This window comes from Sphingobacterium sp. E70, from assembly GCF_019285695.1.
Lineage (GTDB): Bacteria > Bacteroidota > Bacteroidia > Sphingobacteriales > Sphingobacteriaceae > Sphingobacterium > Sphingobacterium detergens.
This window is the reverse complement of the sequence record NZ_CP079104.1, coordinates 234,809-254,523: the sequence shown is the minus strand read 5'-3', so window position 1 is coordinate 254,523 and position 19,715 is coordinate 234,809. Positions and strand designations below refer to the sequence as shown.

The 19,715-nt window shown below is 34.6% G+C and carries 25 protein-coding genes and 2 pseudogenes; 14 read left to right on the top strand and 13 right to left on the bottom strand.

The window, feature by feature from the left end:
* Nucleotides 1–441: 441 nt before the first annotated feature.
* The 8 genes and pseudogenes from KUH03_RS01940 to KUH03_RS01905 all read left to right on the top strand — a co-directional run bounded on the left by KUH03_RS01940 (nucleotide 442) and on the right by KUH03_RS01905 (nucleotide 4,949).
* Nucleotides 442–672, top strand: a complete 231-nt coding sequence (locus tag KUH03_RS01940) for a hypothetical protein (protein ID WP_257091326.1) — start codon at nucleotides 442–444, stop codon at nucleotides 670–672.
* Nucleotides 673–708: 36 nt separating this feature from the next.
* Complete coding sequence (locus KUH03_RS01935) at nucleotides 709–1,251, top strand: hypothetical protein (protein ID WP_257091325.1); 543 nt, start codon at nucleotides 709–711, stop codon at nucleotides 1,249–1,251.
* A gap of 95 nt (nucleotides 1,252–1,346) precedes the next feature.
* A pseudogene (locus KUH03_RS01930) lies at nucleotides 1,347–2,395 on the top strand (putative phage abortive infection protein).
* 131 nt (nucleotides 2,396–2,526) lie between these two features.
* Nucleotides 2,527–3,207, top strand: coding sequence for a hypothetical protein (locus KUH03_RS01920; RefSeq protein WP_257091323.1), 681 nt, complete (start codon nucleotides 2,527–2,529; stop codon nucleotides 3,205–3,207).
* Nucleotides 3,208–3,612: 405 nt separating this feature from the next.
* Complete coding sequence (locus tag KUH03_RS01915; protein ID WP_257091322.1) at nucleotides 3,613–3,780, top strand: hypothetical protein; 168 nt, start codon at nucleotides 3,613–3,615, stop codon at nucleotides 3,778–3,780.
* Nucleotides 3,768–4,094, top strand: coding sequence for a phosphotransferase (locus KUH03_RS47950; protein ID WP_373564613.1), 327 nt, complete (start codon nucleotides 3,768–3,770; stop codon nucleotides 4,092–4,094). Before KUH03_RS01915 ends, KUH03_RS47950 begins: the two co-directional genes overlap by 13 nt.
* Nucleotides 4,095–4,161: 67 nt before the next feature.
* Nucleotides 4,162–4,425, top strand: coding sequence for a hypothetical protein (locus KUH03_RS01910; RefSeq protein WP_257091321.1), 264 nt, complete (start codon nucleotides 4,162–4,164; stop codon nucleotides 4,423–4,425).
* 131 nt (nucleotides 4,426–4,556) lie between these two features.
* Entirely contained in the window at nucleotides 4,557–4,949 is a 393-nt protein-coding gene (locus tag KUH03_RS01905) for a hypothetical protein (RefSeq protein WP_257091320.1), read from the top strand.
* Between the two features lie 420 nt (nucleotides 4,950–5,369).
* Here KUH03_RS01905 and KUH03_RS01900 read toward each other — a convergent pair whose 3' ends face one another.
* The 13 genes and pseudogenes from KUH03_RS01900 to KUH03_RS01845 all read right to left on the bottom strand — a co-directional run bounded on the left by KUH03_RS01900 (nucleotide 5,370) and on the right by KUH03_RS01845 (nucleotide 12,975).
* Entirely contained in the window at nucleotides 5,370–5,834 is a 465-nt protein-coding gene (locus KUH03_RS01900) for a hypothetical protein (RefSeq protein ID WP_257091319.1), read from the bottom strand.
* Between the two features lie 556 nt (nucleotides 5,835–6,390).
* Nucleotides 6,391–6,972: an Eco57I restriction-modification methylase domain-containing protein gene (locus KUH03_RS01895; RefSeq protein WP_257091318.1), complete on the bottom strand. Its 582-nt coding sequence runs from the start codon at nucleotides 6,970–6,972 to the stop codon at nucleotides 6,391–6,393.
* A 283-nt stretch (nucleotides 6,973–7,255) separates the two neighbouring features.
* Nucleotides 7,256–7,732, bottom strand: a pseudogene (locus KUH03_RS01890) (hypothetical protein); the annotation flags it as partial.
* 32 nt (nucleotides 7,733–7,764) lie between these two features.
* Complete coding sequence (locus KUH03_RS01885) at nucleotides 7,765–8,490, bottom strand: hypothetical protein (protein WP_257091317.1); 726 nt, start codon at nucleotides 8,488–8,490, stop codon at nucleotides 7,765–7,767.
* A 118-nt stretch (nucleotides 8,491–8,608) separates the two neighbouring features.
* Nucleotides 8,609–9,070, bottom strand: coding sequence for an ATP-binding protein (locus KUH03_RS01880; protein ID WP_257091316.1), 462 nt, complete (start codon nucleotides 9,068–9,070; stop codon nucleotides 8,609–8,611).
* Between the two features lie 14 nt (nucleotides 9,071–9,084).
* The gene (locus tag KUH03_RS01875; RefSeq protein WP_257091315.1) at nucleotides 9,085–9,312 is read right to left on the bottom strand and encodes a hypothetical protein; all 228 of its coding nucleotides are present in this window, start codon (nucleotides 9,310–9,312) and stop codon (nucleotides 9,085–9,087) included.
* 186 nt (nucleotides 9,313–9,498) lie between these two features.
* Nucleotides 9,499–9,915 carry a hypothetical protein gene (locus tag KUH03_RS01870; RefSeq protein ID WP_257091314.1) on the bottom strand — a complete coding sequence of 139 codons (417 nt, stop codon included), beginning with the start codon at nucleotides 9,913–9,915 and terminating at the stop codon, nucleotides 9,499–9,501.
* 312 nt (nucleotides 9,916–10,227) lie between these two features.
* The gene (locus tag KUH03_RS01865) at nucleotides 10,228–10,743 is read right to left on the bottom strand and encodes a hypothetical protein (protein ID WP_257091313.1); all 516 of its coding nucleotides are present in this window, start codon (nucleotides 10,741–10,743) and stop codon (nucleotides 10,228–10,230) included.
* A gap of 106 nt (nucleotides 10,744–10,849) precedes the next feature.
* Entirely contained in the window at nucleotides 10,850–11,128 is a 279-nt protein-coding gene (locus KUH03_RS01860) for a hypothetical protein (protein ID WP_257091312.1), read from the bottom strand.
* Between the two features lie 268 nt (nucleotides 11,129–11,396).
* Nucleotides 11,397–11,672 carry a hypothetical protein gene (locus tag KUH03_RS01855; RefSeq protein WP_257091311.1) on the bottom strand — a complete coding sequence of 92 codons (276 nt, stop codon included), beginning with the start codon at nucleotides 11,670–11,672 and terminating at the stop codon, nucleotides 11,397–11,399.
* Between the two features lie 47 nt (nucleotides 11,673–11,719).
* Nucleotides 11,720–12,115, bottom strand: a complete 396-nt coding sequence (locus tag KUH03_RS01850; RefSeq protein WP_257091310.1) for a (deoxy)nucleoside triphosphate pyrophosphohydrolase — start codon at nucleotides 12,113–12,115, stop codon at nucleotides 11,720–11,722.
* Entirely contained in the window at nucleotides 12,102–12,380 is a 279-nt protein-coding gene (locus KUH03_RS47945) for an HNH endonuclease (RefSeq protein ID WP_373564612.1), read from the bottom strand. Before KUH03_RS47945 ends, KUH03_RS01850 begins: the two co-directional genes overlap by 14 nt.
* Nucleotides 12,295–12,975, bottom strand: a complete 681-nt coding sequence (locus tag KUH03_RS01845) for a YDG/SRA domain-containing protein (RefSeq protein WP_257091309.1) — start codon at nucleotides 12,973–12,975, stop codon at nucleotides 12,295–12,297. The genes KUH03_RS47945 and KUH03_RS01845 overlap by 86 nt, the downstream gene beginning before the upstream one ends.
* 1,341 nt (nucleotides 12,976–14,316) lie before the next feature.
* Here KUH03_RS01845 and KUH03_RS01840 point away from each other — a divergent pair.
* The 6 genes from KUH03_RS01840 to KUH03_RS01815 all read left to right on the top strand — a co-directional run bounded on the left by KUH03_RS01840 (nucleotide 14,317) and on the right by KUH03_RS01815 (nucleotide 19,604).
* Entirely contained in the window at nucleotides 14,317–14,670 is a 354-nt protein-coding gene (locus KUH03_RS01840) for a hypothetical protein (RefSeq protein ID WP_257091308.1), read from the top strand.
* Nucleotides 14,671–15,047: 377 nt separating this feature from the next.
* A complete protein-coding gene (locus tag KUH03_RS01835) occupies nucleotides 15,048–15,707 on the top strand; it encodes a carboxypeptidase-like regulatory domain-containing protein (protein ID WP_257091307.1) in 660 nt (219 codons plus the stop codon).
* The gene (locus KUH03_RS01830; protein WP_257091306.1) at nucleotides 15,650–18,226 is read left to right on the top strand and encodes a TonB-dependent receptor; all 2,577 of its coding nucleotides are present in this window, start codon (nucleotides 15,650–15,652) and stop codon (nucleotides 18,224–18,226) included. Before KUH03_RS01835 ends, KUH03_RS01830 begins: the two co-directional genes overlap by 58 nt.
* Before the next feature lie 78 nt (nucleotides 18,227–18,304).
* Entirely contained in the window at nucleotides 18,305–18,622 is a 318-nt protein-coding gene (locus KUH03_RS01825) for a RagB/SusD family nutrient uptake outer membrane protein (RefSeq protein WP_306429419.1), read from the top strand.
* A 50-nt stretch (nucleotides 18,623–18,672) separates the two neighbouring features.
* Nucleotides 18,673–18,981: a RagB/SusD family nutrient uptake outer membrane protein gene (locus KUH03_RS01820; RefSeq protein WP_373564610.1), complete on the top strand. Its 309-nt coding sequence runs from the start codon at nucleotides 18,673–18,675 to the stop codon at nucleotides 18,979–18,981.
* Nucleotides 18,960–19,604 (top strand): RagB/SusD family nutrient uptake outer membrane protein, encoded by a 645-nt coding sequence (locus tag KUH03_RS01815; protein ID WP_257091304.1) that lies wholly within the window; start codon nucleotides 18,960–18,962, stop codon nucleotides 19,602–19,604. Before KUH03_RS01820 ends, KUH03_RS01815 begins: the two co-directional genes overlap by 22 nt.
* Nucleotides 19,605–19,715 lie beyond the last annotated feature (111 nt).

Here is a 19,715-nt window from a genome sequence, read left to right as displayed (position 1 = left end):
GAAATGATCAATAGCTATTTAAGGTAACATGCCTATCTTTATATATTGAAGAACCACTTGATGGTTTGCGGCTATTTAAACCAACAAAATTGCCAAATTGCTTCCCTCTGCCGGATAGGGGAAGTTCTTTTTGCTTTATAGCACTTTTTATATTCTCAAATTGTGACGACTAAAGTATACTTTAATATTCTATTACTCAACCAGTCTAGTCCGTAGTTATGTTTTTACTCTATAGTGTAACTAAGTGAAGAAACGATAGGCTTTTACTTGTATAGGTGATATTGCTGTTCTCCAATATACTAAAGGTACTCTTGCAACTGAGAAATTTTAAGTCGTTTTTGAAACAAAACAAATGAAATATTTTTTTATCTTTAAAAGTCAGTTTTTAACTAAGTAAGCCATTTACTAACCATTTTAGTGTTTAAATAGATTTAAGTAATTATGAAAAGTTTAATTTTTTCTTTGATAACTGGGATCCTAATGAGTTCGAATCTTGTTGCCCAAACTAAAAATAACAGGGATGATATTGATAATAAAATCAAAAAATTGAAAGCCCAAAGTGATAAAGATCGTTTATTAATTGATTCACTTATTCTTGTTAAAAATCAACTTGATATTGAAAACGCTTTATTAATTGAAAAAAATAGATTCGTTGAAACATTTAAGGAATGAGGTACTTGGAAAAGATGAACATAAAAAAATCCTAAATTGTCATTTGTAGTTGGAATAGGATATTCAAATTCTTTGAATACAGTGTATAATTCTCCAATAGTAAGCGACTACGACAATAAAGTAAAAATAGAAAAGGGACAAAAAGCAAGAATTTCTGCCAATTTTGGAATTGTTTACACGCCTTACAGCTATCTTATTACTGATCACGAAAATCCAGATGGTTATTCCGTACCCTGGGGTATATCATACGTAGCATTTTTTAACCCACTCTCTTTAGTAAGAAACTCAAATCTTGAAGAGAATTTTAACTTAGGAAATTTTGGATTAGGAGTGGGCTTTAAAACAGCTTCTGGTATCGGGATTTATGCTGTAGGAGAACTATTTTCCGTAAAACAGCCAAGAAAGTGGTTTATAGATGAATTTCAGAATGGAGATAAAGAATATAAAATTAATGGACAAATTCAGACCTCTTTTAATGAGTCGGATAATAAAATATTTACGAACAAGTTGATTCCATCTTTAGGAATCAAAATTTGCTATTCTTTTGATCTTATCAGAAGCTTTGCTACCTTGAAATAGATGTTTATAATATCCAATTATATTATTCTTTATTACATTGATGTTGAAATATAACCCTTGTCTTTAAGAGTATCAGTAATACTTTAGCACTTTTTATGAAAAAAATAGATAAAAGAATTAAAGACATGTATGAGGTTTTTCATAAGCATCTTATCATATTTTATAGCTCTATTGGTATACTATTTTTCTTTTTTGTTTTTTTGATATATTTCAGAGCTCACTGGGGATATCTAAGTAACACTGAGGACCATACTAAATCTTTATCGCCCAAAGACGTGCTTAAATTCCCTCTTTCGGAAAAATTTGCTGACTCTATTAAGGATAGTGCGGAAATATTAAGCCAGAATGCCAATTTGATAATTGGAATAGTAACTGCTTTTGGGATAGTATTTACTTTGTTATTCCAACTAAGAGAAAGTAAGAAGCAGAATTTCAGAACTAATTTCTTTGAATACCTTAAAATACATAGAGAGAATATACAGCAGATAGAAACACGTGGTAAAAGAGGTCATGATGCTTTTATTGACATATTAAATGAGCTAAATTATGTTTACACAAATTTTCCATCAAATACAAATTCATATAAAATTTATAGACTTGAATGGTCATATCTATTCGTTTTCTTCGGATTAGGTAGAACGTCAACTCCAATTGTTAGAGAGTATATTCAGAAAAAATACCCTAACTTTAACAATGAAGTCGATCAGGTTATTAATTACTTAACAGATTTAAAGTCAAAATATACTGAATATAAATTTTCTAGAAAGATTAATGTTTTAGGATATACTTTTAGCGTTAGAGATTTTAGGAATACTGACCATAATTTAAAATGTATCTTAGATGGACATCAATCTGATTTAGGGCATTATTATCGACATTTATATCAAACTATAACCTATATAAATGAATTTCCTACTCTTTATTTTTTTGAAAGATATAGTTATGCAAAAATATTAGAGCACAATTTTCAAATCATTCAATTGCTCTTTTTATAATCAATGCATACTCTCCGTTGGGAAATATCTGGATAGACGAAAAATTAATTGAAAAATATCATCTGATTAAAAATCTACCTGTTTCTTTGCTTATTCCTTTTGGTAAAGATGTTAGAAATGATTTTCCTAATATTGAATTTGAGATTTAGATGATTTTTAGCATTTCTGGTACTACAATCAGAGATTTATGTAGAAAATCGTATTATTGCGGTGCTTTCGGCGATTGTTATTTATTGATAGCTGAATTATATTTGTACCTTTATAAACAAGAAAGTCAAAAGTGAATCCAGATAATATATTCGAAAAGCTAATGGTTAAACTCAAACTTGAAGTACCAAGTTTTGGGCCGTTTATTGGACTTTTGGGAAAATTACCTATCAAAGGGGTTTATCTATCAGGAGGTACTGTTAGAAATGCATTTATAGATCTTGATTTACGTGTAAAAGATTTGGATATATTTATTGATAGAGATTCTTTCGGGCTTATTGAGGATTATTTGCATAAAAATGGAAAATTATTAATTAATCAATTTCAAACTTATAGGTGGCACCCATTTATTGATAATGAATTTTATTATGACATCATTATCATATCAGAATTTTATAATGGATTATGGAAATGCCGGGATATTGTGGATGCACTAAACCAATTCGATATAACTGCGAACGCCTTAGCATTTGATTTACAAAATGGAACATTTTATAACCCACAAAATGGTTTATTGGATATCAAAGAAAAAACATTAAGAGCTGTCCGCTTTGATTATCCTGAAATCTCAGTATCTAAAGACATAAAGCTTTCTCGAAATACAGTTCTTTGGTTTCGATATAATCACTATTCACAAAAACTTAATTTCAAAATAGATCCCATTACTGCAATTTGGTTAAAAGAGAATGCTTTCAGAAAAGAGAGTCTAGCAGAGTTTACAGATCATTTTTTTAGTCCTTCTTTAAATATATGATTTTAAACAACGAAATCAAGGAATTATTGAAAACTCATTATGGACAAGTGCCAAAATCTCTTGAAACAATTTATAGAGGGGGATGAATTACGTTTACGCAATCGATCTACCTGACGGCAAAATAATGTTAAAAGTTTACCCGCCCTCTAGAGCATATATTGCATGTTCAGAATTTAACATGCTACAAAATGCTTTCCAAATAGGGGTTAAAGTACCAAAGGTGATAAATTATGGGATTCATAAAAAGCATGGATTTTTAATTTATCACCCAATACCCGGCGAAAATCTTTGCTTTGATCAACTCGATTTTGATCAACAGAACTCTTTCTGTAGTTCTCTGATAGAAAACCTTAAAAATTTAGTGAGCTCTCAGCCACACATTTTGGATCTGTAACTGAAAATGAAATGCCTTATCTGACTTGGGAATCATTTCTACAAGAGACTGTAAAAATAGGGCTCAAAGATCTTCATGATGCTCAAGTTTTAAATTCAAAGAAACTAAAAAATATCACAAGCTATCTTAATCAAGTTCAAAACGATTATGAGTATACAGGGATGGCATGGGAGATCTGAAATCCGAAAATATTATTGTAAATAATGGCGAGTTTTCCGCAATAATAGATTTGGAATCTTGTTTCTATGGAGATCCGCTTATCTCCCTTGGATATTTGTATGCTAAAGAAGGAGAGAGCTCACTTTACTTATCCATGGCCAAGTCTTTCGAATCCTTTGTCCCTTTTAAAGTTGAGAATATCTATTATTATGCTTTAATTAGGCTTCTTCGAATTAGTCAACATCTAAAAACACCAATGCCGACTGGGAAACAGAGGGAGACTTTTACTAGTTATTTTAAAGGTATAAACAATATTATTAATCACATTCTCTAATATGGAAAACGAAACGATACTGTACGTATGTGGTGGTTTTTTTATTTTTATCGTCGCATTATTACCCATGATATTATTATGGTTTAATGGAAAAGTTGTCAGAAACTTATCTTCAACTTCTGATCAAGCAATTGATGCGCATGCCAATCAAACTGCTGCGGGAATTCAAACGATTATTCAGAATAGAACGGCATCTTCAATTAATTATAATATTAATACTCGGAAGGCAACAATATATACTTCGACCTATATTATTTGCACCACGGTACTTGCTATAATCATGTTTTATTATACACATACGACGGTTGCAGGAAGATATCCCCAACAGTAGTAAATTGGATAAAAACAGATAGTTTAAACATAAAATCTGGTCCTTCTTGGTTCTATTACGATTCTGATTCCGGTCAAATAAGCGCTTTACGCCAGATCAATGACAATGAGAAAACCTTACTCCTCGTATTATTGGATAGTGGAGATAAGAATTTTTCGTCTTATAGCCAGGCGATCGACAAATTAGCCTTCCAATCGAATAAAAGTAAAGACAATAATTTCGGCAATTGGCTCATTTTGTTGTACGCAATAGCGGGACTTATCGGTGTCCAGATGCGGACAATTAATAACTTCGTTGGGGTTGCTTGTTTTAAGAATGACTTCAATTTCCACCGGTGGTGGCCTTGGTATTTGGTCCGGCCAATTTTAGGGTTTATAACTGGCGCAGTTGTGTTTCTAATGATTGATGGGAAACATTTACTGGACGGACAATTGTCTACAGGTTTAAGCACTACAATATTGGGATTAGCTTTCTTAGGGGCTTCAGCACAGATGATTTTACGGTTTACTTCGGAAATTGTCTAAAAACTTATTTGGGAAACCTTAAATTTAAACTAGGAAATATATGGTTTACTCCCTTGGGAGTGTAACCTCAATTGTTTCATTTGATTAAAACTTAAAATCCTCGTTCCAATTTGAGTCTATTACCGAATTTAATGCAAAGCTGTGATATAGTCAAACATTGGCTGGGCAGGAATGAAAGTGCCAGTTTTTGGATGGAAATCCTGACAGATACCGTGACATTTGTATCATATGTAGGAAAGTGAGGGATTCGAACCACCTATTTCCAAATCATTTTGAAAGCATTTTTTATAGTACTTTTTATGAATGTCACGAATGTGGATTTTTATCTTGAATTAATGAGTGATCGTCCTAAATAATTTATCAAAATAAGGAATTTTTCTAAACCATCCTGGAAGATTGATGACATTATTAATGCCTTAATCAGTTCAATTTACTGATACCATATATTTTTTTTAAAAAATCATCTGTATTTTCTATCCTTAATAATTCCTTTTTCTGACTAGCATTCAATTTGGGAATCCCAAAATTTTTAAGATAGTTTTTACTCATTGAAATATAGCCAGATGAATAATCCTTAGTAGTATTTTTGATATATTTTAAGAATATATTTGATTCAAGTATTTTCTTTATAATTTGCAAATCTTCGAGATTTTCGGAGACAATCGCAATCCCATTATAAAATAATAAGTCTTTATCCTCACAAATTATAAATGTTGGTTTTTCACAAATATGTGGGAAAAATAGTTTAAAAGAATTGATATCCATAGATTGTCGTCTTCCATATGCATACCATTCCTCATATGTCCTGTTTCCTTTGTCTCGATCTGCTAAAACTTCTTTATGTTTTTCAAGATATTTAAGAGCCATTGGAAAAAACTTCCTCATCACCTCTGGTGAAAAAATCTTTATTTGTTTGTCATATGGAAATATTATTTTTTCATTTAATCTTTTAATATCCCCAGTAGTTTTAACTTTATTTGCATTTACAATATCTCGACAAATTTCTTTTCTATTGGGAAATTAGATATGTAATAGAATTTATGATCTTCAAAATCAGGTCTAAATTTATAAACATCATTCTTTAGAGTTGCAATTCCATTTTTTGTTTGATAGATAGTGCTAAAAGGAACTCCTATTGATTCTATTCTTCTAATAAAGGAATTAAGTTTACTATTATTAACTAAATTCCATCCACTAGTGTGATTTAAATCACTGTATCTATAACTATTTAGTTCATTTAATTGAATAGTGTGCAATTTATCACTTGTCGTCCTGATGAAACTAACAAGTGGTATCGAGTTATCAATTATACAAATACAGGTATAGGTGTTCCTATTTGTAAATATTTGCTCACCTCCAAAAGAGATAATTTTTAAATTAATGTTCTTATTTTCAAAATATTGTCGCAAGGCTCTTCCGTTAATACTTTTAACAAAAGTGTTTACTGTGATATAGGAGAGTATACCAGAGCTATTAAGATTTTCGATTCCAATTTGAAAGAAGGGTATATAGAGATCGGGATGCCCAGATTGACAAACCTCCATTTTTTTATCACTTCTAGCGTATCATTATTCATATTTCTTGAACAGACATATGGAGGATTTCCAACAATGGCATCAAAGCCGTCATTAGTTTTTATCGCCTTAGATTTCTTTCTCCAGTCGAAGGTCAAGGAATCGTCACAAAATAAATTAAATTCGAAAACCTCCTTATCTTCGCCATTTAATATTGCAAATAAACTAAGGATTAACTTGGTTCTTAAAATGCTGTAGTCTGCAATATCTATTCCGAAAATATTCTCTTTATAGATATCTGAGAATGGCCGGTTAGTTATATTATGGAGTTTTGCTGCGATAGTTAAAAGGAATCCTCCACAGCCACAAGCAATATCGGCAATTTTTATCTGGGAAGGTTTTGGGAAATTTGAAATGACATTATCCACTATATAATTACGGATAAATTCGGGCGTATAAACTGCCCCTGTTACCACTTTTTCTGTTGGTGATATAACAAATTCAAACAATTGAATTAGATCTTCAAAGGTAACTCTTTTTATTTCCTTTTTAGTAATTCAAATAGACTATAATCAGTATCTATTTCTTTGATTGTATAAGAGTCAACTAGAATATTTTTTACTTCAAAAATATTGTTGGAATAAAGAAAAGGGAAATAATTAATCGATCAATTTGTATTGGTTTTGATCGTTGTTCATCCAAAAATTCTAATAGCCCTTTATCCATTATTGAGAGTGCAAATATACAAGTATGAATGAACTATTGAAACAAATAAAAATTAAATAACAATTATCAATTGAATAGCTCATTTACTAAATTACGATATTCTTCATGTAGATCAGATAAGTCTGCTTTTAAGTTAGTATCCAGGGAAGAATCTCCAATTTGCTTTAAAGTTTCAATGGCAAAATCTATTCTTTCCAATTTCCACAAGATTGAATGCACAGGATTACAAAGGTTAATCTCTTTAAAAATATAATTTGAAACATGGTGTGATTTCTTTAACAAGGAGATTGAACCATCACTATTTCTATAAAATAAAGTATCATATACTGGATCCGTAGGATCTATAAAGCCTACTTTACCATCGTTCGATTTATTAATATCTTTAGTGGGCCATTTATTAGTTTTAGCACCATTACAGTAACCGCAGGCGTATACTAAATTATAATAATCATTAGGCATTAAGGTATGAGTAAAATCGATTGGATTTTGTGGAATAAAATGGTCTATTGCAAAACTTCTTTTATAAATTTTATCGAAAGATCCGCAATACCCGCATCGGAAATTGAAATCCTCCTTTAAGGTTTTACGATAGTTTGGATAGTTTTTAAGAACTTTCCTGTTTTTTCTTCGACATGGTGTCGCTTCCTAAATTTTATCTGTGCCATTTTCGAAGTTTTTAATATTTTATCTGCTTTTAAAAGGATTTCATCTAGTCGTTTATTTGTATCCTGGCCAAAAAATGGTCTGGGGAGTGAATCTTCTCCAACATATGATTCACCAAGGAAATTGCAAAGCTCGATGTATGAGTTTTCTTCAGTTGGAGTTAAAAGCCTAGTCTTTCGAATATTTAAAAGTTCTTCCAAATCGCTTTTTGCCTCTTGAATTTTAAAGCGATACTTTTCAATCTGTCTACCAATTCTTTCTAAGAAAGTAATTTTAGCATTACTTTCCCCACCCATAACGCCTTTTATGTAAACAATATTTCCATCTTCACTATCTTTAACAGCATCATCATCGAAAGAGGTTAAAACAAAACACGGAAATAAAGCTCTGCGCTCTAGAATTGAATTAACAACTTTTACTCCATCATATGTAATATTTGCCTTAAATTCATTTAATCGGTAATCTGAAATCAGAGCATCCAAATTTGCACATAGGATTTCATTTATTGTGTCTTCAAAATTAGGTTTTGGCATTATTTCGACAACACAGAACCGCTTATCTTTATCGTTTTTATGAACATATCTTTGGAAGCGTTCTATATCGTCGTTAACTTCATCCAATATTGCTATTCTATACATTTTTAATTAGTTAAGTATTTTTTTGGAAGACTAATTCTTAAACCAAAACCAGTTTCAGGAAAAAGTAATTTTTTTGAACCATCATTATCAGTGATTATTGAACTTACTAACCACATTCCTAAGCCTGTTCCTTCTTCCTCAAGTGTATGTTTATTCCTTTTGTTGTGTAAAGTGCATCAAATATTTTATCAGGTTTATCAATATCTGGAGAAAGCCCTGGTCCATTATCTTGGTACTCAATATTTATTTCTCTATCATTATGAGACAATTGAATAAAAATTTTTCTTTCAATAATTGAAGTATTTGTAATAAAAGCATCAATTGAGTTAACAATGAGGTTATTAAATATGCTATCTAGGTCAATTTCAAAAACTTTTAGTGCTAAATCATCATTGCCATTTAATTCAATATTTAATTTAATCTCTCTGTTTTCAAGAGTATTTGCCCAAGTTTCTACTAAATATTCAAAGTAACTTGCTAAGTAAACTTTCTTTCTTTTTCTCTTATCTTTTCTAGCTGCTGTTAATGAAAATTTGAGCCAATTTCTCAATTTTGAGTCTTGTCTTTTAATGCTCTCCATTAGCCTATATGGATTTAAATATGGTGGTGTTCCTCAAATTCACTGGGAGGTATCTTGTCACTAATTAGATCCTGAAGTTCATCAACTCTTGTTTCCATTACATCATTTAGATTTCCTAATTCATGCGTAAAGGACGCGATAACTATCCCGCTACTAGCAAGACCTCTAAGAATTTTCTGTTCATCCTCAAGCTTTTCAATTTTCTCGTCTTTTTCCTTATTTAATTCAGCTAGTATTACCAATTGATTATTACTATGATTAAAATATCCAGATGATTCATTTTCGCTTTCATAATCTTCAGGATCTTTGGTATCCTCATTTTCTTCACTTTCCTCCCTTTCTCCGCTATTTTCTGAAAACCTTTCTTTCTCTTTTTTTTCTCCTGTCTAAAATTGCTTGTGCCAGCCTTTGTGCTTCTTCTCGATCCTTTAATTCAGAATTATTTTCATCAAAAACATTAACATTTCACGGGCGATAAATGCCCTGTCTTCTTCAAAAACGCCTATGATGCCCTGAATGATTTCTTTAAATACTTGAAAGGTCTTATTTTCCTGTAAGCCTTCCCGGCTACTTTTATCTTCAAAATCAATATTTGCAGTCCTTGAAATTTTTATTGCTCCTGCGATATTTTCAGGCTCAACTTTATACCCTCCTTGTTTTTTAGAAATTGCTGCTGGGCTTTTAGATTTCCTTGTTCCTAAACCCAACCAATCAAAAGATGAATTGTTCGTTTCCCCATATGGCCTAACTCGAAAATTATCTCTAAACAATTTTATGCCTCCAAATTTATTTAACCATTCTTTTCTTTCATTAGATGGGAATTTTCGATAATTGAATTTTTCCAAATCAGGTGTTGAATATGTCCTTTTCATAAAATAGAAAGTAAACTCAAATTCACCAATTTTATCAAATAGATTTTCTTTATCAATATTTTTTTATGCCAGGGGCAAGTTGGCTAAACGTTTTTAATCCCGACCATTTTCCATTTAAAAAGTCGTTTCTTGTGTATGGGTAAGATTGAAATGATTCTCTTTTAAAAATATTTGGATTTATTATTTCCTGATCATATTCATGACGATAAATAGTGAAAGAAACATTTTGATTTTTATCTGCTTTTGCAACAAGTTTAAAATCGTAGTCATCACATAGTGAACCTTCTACTTTACCAAACTCCTTGGCATAGATTTAGAGAAAACGAAGATTTCAAAATTGTCAAATTCTTCCGGTGGAACTAGGACTTGCAAGTCTCCATATAGTTGACTAATAAATTCATCTAACCATACCTCTCTTAAACCTGATATTTTTAATACAGTTCCTGAATTAAACTGATATTTTTCAATAATATCATCGATTTCATTTATTGGACATACTTTACGGACAAATTCTTTAAAGTCAAAATCAGAAAATCCATTTAGGTCTGCTTCAACGTTTTCTATTGTTTTTCCGTCACCCTCAAAATCTCTCCAATCGACATTCCATTTATAAGCGATATTTTCCGTTAAATTACCATTTTCATCAAAATCAACGTGTATCTCAGGATTAAACTTAGTCGTCATTTCACATAAGTCTCCTAATTTATCTAGCGCAAATCTTCCGATTCCTTTTGCCCCCGCCTTGATTTTACCACTTTTTGTAAAAATATTTTGTGCTTTATTATCAGTTCCGATTGTCATCCAGTAATCGGTAATGATTTTTGGGTCATTCCATCGCCTGAATCTATAATAAAAAGTTCTGGAAGAAAGGATAGTTTATATTTAAACTCTTCGAGTAATATTGGCTCTATAGATTCCTTAAGATTCCACTGAGAACCTTCATCGATGTAGCAATTATCAATATCCCTTTTTCGATACCGTTAGCAAGAAGCTGAGAAATATCCTCTTCGTTCAGAAAATGTGGCATTTCCGAATATTTATTATTGAAGTAAAGTATGCAAACATTACTATCTGCATCTGAACAGTTTTTTACAAGCTCAATTATTGCTCCTTTCGAAGTGGCGATATTCTCTCTACCTATTAGCCTTGCTGTCCTTGCTGAAACTTTAAATGGAATTTTGCCCATTCATAAAAATTTAGAATTACTTAATATGTAAAATCAAATATAATTTAATATTCGGTATACACCAATTAACAATATAATATTTCAATAAAAAATTCCTCAATTTGAGAATAAATGAGGATTTTAACATTTGTCAATCTTATTTTATTTACATTAGTGTGATATAATCTAAATTTCATCTGAAATACCATGGTCATTTTCCGCCAGAATAAGTGGTCAATATAGGCGAAACCTCTACTCTTAATAGGAGAAAACGAACTTTAGTAATTCTCTATTCATCAGGTATTAAACTTTCACCTTCAAAATATATATCACTTAAATAGGTTTGCTGTAATTTACCTTCTGGCGTATATTCAAGCTTTACTCTAGCCTTGACTATAAACAATCCATTTTCATTTCCAAGTTCTTTTATGCTGGCAAGGGTGTATTTGTCATATGCCATTACGTCGAACACTTTTGATACGCCAGTATCCAACCATCGTTTGTAGATAAGTTTGCCATTCATTAATAGGTAGAGTTCATTTTCTGAAAAATCTTTAAATATCATTTTGTGCTTTTTATATCCAGTATTATTCCTAAAACTCCTTACTATTTCTAGCCTTCAAATTTTTCAATCAATTCCTTCGCAATAGGTATATCCGCAGGAGCGAGTTTCCAATTTAATAGGTCACTGACCTTTACCCATTCAAGCTGATCATGATCGGTGGACTCTAACACAGTACCGCTAGTTGAACAGATGAAAGAAATTAATTCGATCACGCCTTTATCGTAATGATGTACAGTATCAAAAAAATGCTGTTTAATTTCGACCTTCAAGTTGAGTTCTTCAATCAATTCACGGAGCAAAGATTCTTCGTGAGATTCAGATTCCTCAACTTTTCCGCCTGGAAATTCCCAATAGCCACCTAAAGATTTTTCTGGCTTCCGTCGACAAATCAGAACGAGATCATCTTTGAATATAATTCCGCAAACAACTTTAGTTATAGCCATGTGATTCTCTATGATATTTAAGATTCTTGTTATTTAATTTGTGTGACGGATGTAAGAATAACTTACCAGAAACTTCACCCATCAATTCAAGATCATCTTTAATAGAAAAACTTCCTTTATCGAACATGACGTGGTGATTAGGGCATAGACAAAGAAGATTGTCTGAGCTATCATGTCCATTATGGGGTGTTCCCAGGGTTTGATATGTGCCCCTTCGGCGTAATGTCCCGTTTTGGTAGGCACTCCAAACAGGCAGACTTGACATCTAAAATCATAAAGTTTTTGATGTCATGAGCCATCTTGGTGTCGCGAATTATTCTGACGATTGATCCTGTTTTACGTTTTGTTGCCTCGTTGGATATCTTTAATTCGATCTTTTCAGCAGTCTTTTTGAGATCATTGTCACCTATATAGAGAAGTTTAAATCGACATATTTTAAACCCACTTTTTCCAACTTCTTCCCAAGCATCGACAACACTATACAATCCACCATATGTATATCCTTTTTCCGGAGAATAAGGGGATTTGTGTGTAGAACCACGAATAACGCGAACAGGAAGACCTTCATCCTGACTTTTCCTTAGGCCAGCATTACCTAGCTCATTCCAAGATTGATCTTCAACTTGCTTCCCTTTATTTTGACCTCCAGCACCAGTATATATGATTTCTTCTCCATTGTCTTCGTCATCTTCATATCCACCCGATAAAACAATTGCTGCCGTTCCGTCTTTACTATTACCATCGATTCCTGCTCCCCACTTACGGTGAAAACTGGAAGGCATCATTTCCTTTCTGCCTTTAAACCAATGCCCTTCTGGGATACTCGGAATCTCTCCGAAAATGATAGGTCTTGTTGCCATTATTATACTAGACTTTTGGAAAGTAAAATCTCTTTTAATTCCGCTTTAATTACTCTACTCTTTTTCCTTCTTCATTTTCCGACCTAGTGATTTCAATTTTCAACGTGACCTTATCGTGAGTTGGTGGTTCAAAATCGAATAATTGCGAAATTGATTTAAAGCCAAATGCTTTTTTAATAATGCAAGATGCCTAATTGAATATTTATGTCTTTCTGTTAGGTTTTCTACATTTCCAACAAAACTTATAGCAACCCCATTCTTTTACTAAGATCTTGTTGAGTCCATCCCTTCTTTTCACGTAATAATTTTATATGAATTATAAGGAGATAGTCCAAGTGTGACATTTCCTTCTCAATAATTTCAGTTTTCTGGGCCATAATTTTGAATTTTTAAACCAACATGTTGGTTTTGTTGATTATTGTTTTTATATTTGTTCTAATAATAAGCGACACATAAAGTAGGGCTTAGCTTTACTAAACGATGTCACTCATACAAGAAAACCGCTAATTTTCCCTATGAGTAGATCGTGAGCTCGCTATCTATTGGAATTTTCTATCTTTGTAGAAATAATCCAGTAGGGCGGGTCTCATGTAAGTCTTTAGGGAACCACGATTTTATCGTGGGGGTTCTTAGCGGTACCTCTTGTAAAGCATTGGGATTCGCCTTATTGGTTTTCATACCAATTGCTTTCGTTATGTTTTGAGTGCATCGTTTTTGAATAACCAAAATGATTATGATAAAACGATTCAAAGACCACCAAAAACACCGTACTTACCTCAAGGAGGTTAGCATTCGGTTTTCTTATTCAATTCTAATAAGTAAGATTATTCCAGGGCCAGAATAATCGGTTAAAAATATAAAACCAAAATAGGGGATAGCGGCATCCGCATAATAGTTGGAGCCGAAAAGGTGTAAACTAGAAAGGCCCTTAGACTAGGTTTTCCCGATCTGTATTCGATACACTACCCTTTAATTTTGTGTAAGTTAAATAAAAGCTCTTTCGAGCCGTAAGACACCTTAAAAGTAGCGTTTTATTTTTAAACAACAAAATTAAAAACTATAATATTGTATTGTTATTCTATACTAAGAAGGTCGGGTTTTTATTTCTTTCCGACTGGAAGCGCCATAATGACCCCTAAAGATGACTTATAACCAATTTTTGGGCGCTTTTCGGATTTGTTAATTTTTTATTAGTTGTATCAGCAGTGTTTAAAAAATACTGCTAATGATAACCCTTTTAATTCGAAAAAATCGAAAAAGGGAAGCTATGCTCTTTTGCTAGATAGAGCAGTGGTCAAGTCATCTTTATGAACCTTAAAAATGAATCAAAAATATTCAAATATGCTAGCGTTAGAGCTAGCTATATACCAAGTACACGATAGGGATTACGATCCCTCGGATAAGATCGCCGATTTTTGGAAAAAGTATGATATCCGTACCATCCAGAATACCATTTCTTTACTACTTAAGAAGTCAGCAGACCGTTGGCCGAATGAAAATGTATTGGAACTCTGTCACAAGCAGGTGTTCGGCTTCGATCTATTAGCTGTACTGATTGCTTATTTCCACGTGCATAAAGACTATGTGGACATGAGCAAATTAGATTTTTCAGACGCTGAAACAACTGGTTTTAGTCTGGATGAACTGGAGATCACCAAGCGGATCTACGAATTCTTTGGACGGATTGTAGACTAACCTTAACAATAAGAGATGACGAAACAATCAAAATCGTTAACTGCCTTATTGGATAAGGTAGCATATCTGGCAGCTACAAAGAATGCCGAAAATAATAATTTTAAAAAGTACTATTTACGTGGGATAAAAAGTACCCCATTAATTGTATAGTATATAGCTTGAGGCAAATAATGTCGGCATGTACCCCTGTGCCGATGCCAAAGAGCGTAAAGGGTGTGATACAGTTATCGCTGAATCTATACTTTTTAGTTTTCAATGCTATTATTTGTCTTTCAAAGGCATTGAAGAACAAACATGCCCTGCTTATTCTGGCATGTTTGTTTCATATGTTTAGTTTATCAGCTCAGACGCCCCGCAAGGACAGCGGGGCGGATGGGTTGTTATCCATAAGCGGTACCATTGTATCAGTTGCCGACGGTAAGCCGATCCAAGGTGTTTCCATCCGTGTCAAAGGTGAAAAGGGGAGGACCTCGTCTGATAAAGACGGCTCGTTTTCATTGCCAGTCGCCAATCTTAATGGCACAGTTTCGTTCTCCCATGTGGGATTCAAGCGTTTAGAAACCTCATATACTGCTGGAGTATCATTGACTATAAAACTGATACCGCTGGAGAATCAATTGGACGAGGTGGAGGTTGTTTCTACCGGGTACCAAAAGATTCCAAAGGAACGGGCGACGGGAAGTTTTGAGTTTGTGGATAGCAGGATGCTTAACAAGCGTGTTGGCTCTACAATTATCGATCGCCTCGAAAACATGAGCAACAGTGTGCGCATAGATAAAGAGTACAGGTGGCTAGATCGATCGCAATATGAGACGGTACCGAACTACAGCTTTGATATGCGTGGCAAGTCTGCGCTTCTTGGTGCTCCTTCTCGGACGATTATATTGGATAATGTTGTTTATGAAGGTGATCTGCGTGATATTAATCCCAATGATATTGAATCTGTATCCATACTCAAAGATGCGGTAGCTACATCTCTATGGGGTATCTATGGCGGCGGCGGGGTTCTGGTATTAACGACCAAAAAGGGGCGTTAAACAGTCCGACAAAACTGTCTTTTAACAGTAACCTTACAGTTCAGAAAAGGCCGGATATCTACGCCTTGCCTTTTATGAACAGCACTGATTTTATTGACTACGAAACATTTCTCTTTGATAAAGGCTATTTCAATTCCAGGTTGAATGATACGTATAGTTATGTGACAGTGAGCCCGGTCGTAAAGCTACTCGATGAGGTCAGGAAAGGTAATGTATCGGCAGCAGATGCACAGGTGCAGATCGATAAGTATAAAACGTATGATATTCGTGATGATTACTCCAAATACGTATACAGAAATGCAGTAAATCAGCAATATGCAATAAATCTTTCGGGTGGCACGGATAAAGTGGCCTATAATTTTACGGCTGGATATGACAGGAATGCCAATAATAAGATAAACTCCAATAATGATCGTACAACCTTGCGGTCATCCGTTAAGGTAAAACCAATCGCTGCTTTGGAAATTACCACAGATATAAATTTTGCAAACGTCTCTGCTCATGACGCGAGCGTAGATCAAAACATTGCTTACGGAGCGTTGGACGGCGGTTCAGGCAGTGGGGCATGGCCTTATCTTAAATTGGTAGATGCCAATGGTAATCCGATTGCAAATGATGCTGTCCCTATCAGCAGGGCGTATCGGGATACTGCCGGTAACGGAAAACTACAAGATTGGTCTTTTAATCTGCTCAATGAAGTCGATCAAAATTGGCAGAAATTAAGCTCAAAGAATCTGATGGCCACTATTGGTTTTAATTATAAGCTGAGATCGGACCTGAGGCTGCAATTGATGTATAACTACCAGTATAACCCTGTCGAGGTAAAGGATTGGCTAGGTCTGAAATCGTTTAAAATGCGAAATCTGATAAACTATTTATCCCAATGGAATGATGTTGCTCTCCTTAAAACGCCTATTCCGGTGGGTGATAGACTGATTAATGCACATACGAATAATATAAATCAGACTGGTCGATTTCAGGTGAACTATGCTCCACAGTTTAAGGATGGAATGCATAAAATAGATGTTTTGGGCGCAGCTGAGATTAGGGAAAGACGGTTTGAAAGGGATGTTAAGACACTTTACGGCTACGATCCGTCCAATCTTAATATTATCCCAGTGGATCCCACTACGGTATTTCCCTTTTTAAATCAAAAGTTTGGGGGCGGAAATATCCCTTTAGCGGACGTGTTGCAAAAGACCACGAATAGATATGTTTCTTTGCTCGCCAATGCAAATTACTCGTTTTTAGACCGGTATAATTTGTCGGCCAGTATACGTAAAGATGCTTCAAATCTCTTCGGTGTAAAGTCAAATCAAAAGTGGCAGCCGCTATGGTCTATCGGTACCGCATGGGAATTAAATAAAGAATTGTTTCTGCATGCGGCATTTATTGACCTGCTGAAATTGAGAGCATCTTATGGTTATTCTGGGCATGCGAATGCCGACTATTCTGCCCAGCCCATTATTTATTATAATGGTACAGCGCCACTGACGAATCTGCCATATGCGAGCATCACGTCACCGGCCAACCCTTCCTTGTCATGGGAAAAGATCCGTACAATCAATGTGGGCATTGACTATGGATTATTGAAAAACAGGCTGTCGGGTTCTATCGAATGGTATCAGCGCAATTCAAGAGATCTGATCAGCAGCGTACTGATAGATCCGACAGTAGGATTTGAATCGACCATTAAGAATGGGGGCGAACTGGTCGCTAAAGGGATAGAACTTGAGATCAACAGCGCAATCATAACGGGCCGGGTATTTCAATGGCGTTCTAGGTTGCTGCTTAATAGGAACAGGACAAAAGTCAAAAAGTACGATTACAAGTTCGCTTACCCATACAACTATGTGATGCCATCAGGATCGACAAATACACAGTACCGTGAAGGCTATGATGTGGGAACTGTGTTTGCTTATCGTTCTGCTGGTCTTGATCCTGAAACTGGAGATCCGAGAGGTTATCTGGACGGTGAGATAAGCAAAAACTACAGGGGTATACTGTACGGTGGTATGGAAAATATTGAAGATGTCGGCTCCGGTGTGCCACGGTATTATGGATCGCTCAGTAATGATTTTACCATCGGAAAATTCTCGCTGACAATAAATCTTCAGGCACGATGGGGCTTCAAGTTTTTTAGGCAATCGTTTAATCAACAGACCGCTGCTGAAAATAGGGCTGGTTACAAGGATTATAAAGATCGGTGGCAACAACCCGGCGACGAATTACATACCAATGTTCCGTCGCTCAAATATCCGATAGATATCTTTCGTGGCAGATTCAGTAGCGGATCTACGGATTGGATAGTCAATGGCGGGAATATTCGTATGCAGGATATTTTGATTTCATACCGACTGGGAAGTTTTAAGTATATCAAAGACCTATCCATTTATGGCTTTGTCAAAAACATGAATGTCATTTTGTGGCGTGAAAATAAGGTAGGGATAGATCCGGAATATAGGGATGCCATTCCGTTTCCACTTTCGGTATCCTTTGGAGTAAATATGGGCTTGTAAATTTTAACATGAATGTACTATGATAACGAGATATTATTTTTTACTTATAATCTTTTATAGCGTTACGCTATTAAGCGCTTGCAATTCTTTTTGGATGATAAACCCAATCAGAAAATGGCGGTGCCCAGTACCCTCAAAGATTGCGATGCGCTTTTGGACGACTATTTTACGATGAACAACAGTTATCCAGTTGCAGGAGAGGTAGGGGTTGACAACTATTATCTGACTACGCAGGCTTTTGAGGCAATTAGTCTCAATAGCGAAAGAGATATGTATTTGTGGCAGGCGGATGCCGATATTCCTGTCGAAAATTGGACCGCTGGTTACAAGGTGATTTTTAATGCAAATCAAGTGTTGGATGTATTAAAAAAATTGACAGATCTGTCGATCCTGTAAATTATGACAGGATCAAAGGTGAAGCACTGTTTTTCAGGGCTTATGCTTATATGCAATTGGCAGATATATTTACATTGCCCTATAGCAAGAGTTCGTCGAGTACTGATCTCGGGATTGTCCTTCGGGAGACGGCAACCGTAGATGAAATCTCCATACGGGCGTCGTTGGCAGATACCTATCAGAAAATTGCTGATGATTTAACAGAGAGTGCAAAATTGCTTCCTGCGCTTTCAAATTATAAGACTCGGCCCACAAGTGTAGCTTCGTATGCTGCACTTTCCAGATTGGGACTCGTCATCCAAAATTATGATATGGTGATCGCAGCAGCCGAAAAGTATTGGAACAGAAACCTGTCCTGATAGATTATAACACGTTAAATACAAACGCGGCTAGACCTTTCCAGCGTTTCAACAGTGAAACATTATTCTATGCGATTACATTGACCTCGTCATGCCTTGATTCTTATACTTCGTTTGTAGACAGTTCGCTTTACGATATGTATGGTTCTGCTGACCTAAGAAAATCGCTTTACTTTAAAGATACGGGCTCCGAAGTCACTTTCAAGGCCAAGTATGATGGCGAGAGTAATTATACATCTTTTGCTGGGATCGTTCTTGATGAGGTGTACCTGAACTTGGCCGAAGGATATAGTGAACGTGATAATGTCAGCCAGGCAATGAAATATTTAAACCAGCTGATGCTTACCCGTTTCAAAACTGGCGAATTTATACCTTTTACTGCGACAAATAAAACTGACGCATTGGCGATCATTCTAGCAGAACGCAGAAAATCATTGATCATGCGCAATCTAAGGTGGATGGATCTTAAGAGGCTCAACCTGAAAGATGCTCATGCAAAGTCGCTCTCAAGAAAGATTGGTGAAAATACTTACCAATTGTCTCCAAATGACTTAAGATATGCCTTTCTCATTCCATCGGGAGTGATTGGAATGGCGCCCACTATTAATCAAAACAAAAGATAAGATGAATTTTTTAAGAGCAATTGCTTTTTTATGGATATGTATTCCATATATAGTTTTAGGTCAGGTAAGACCGTTGAAAATTGGTGATAGGGTTGATTTTAAAGAGCCCTT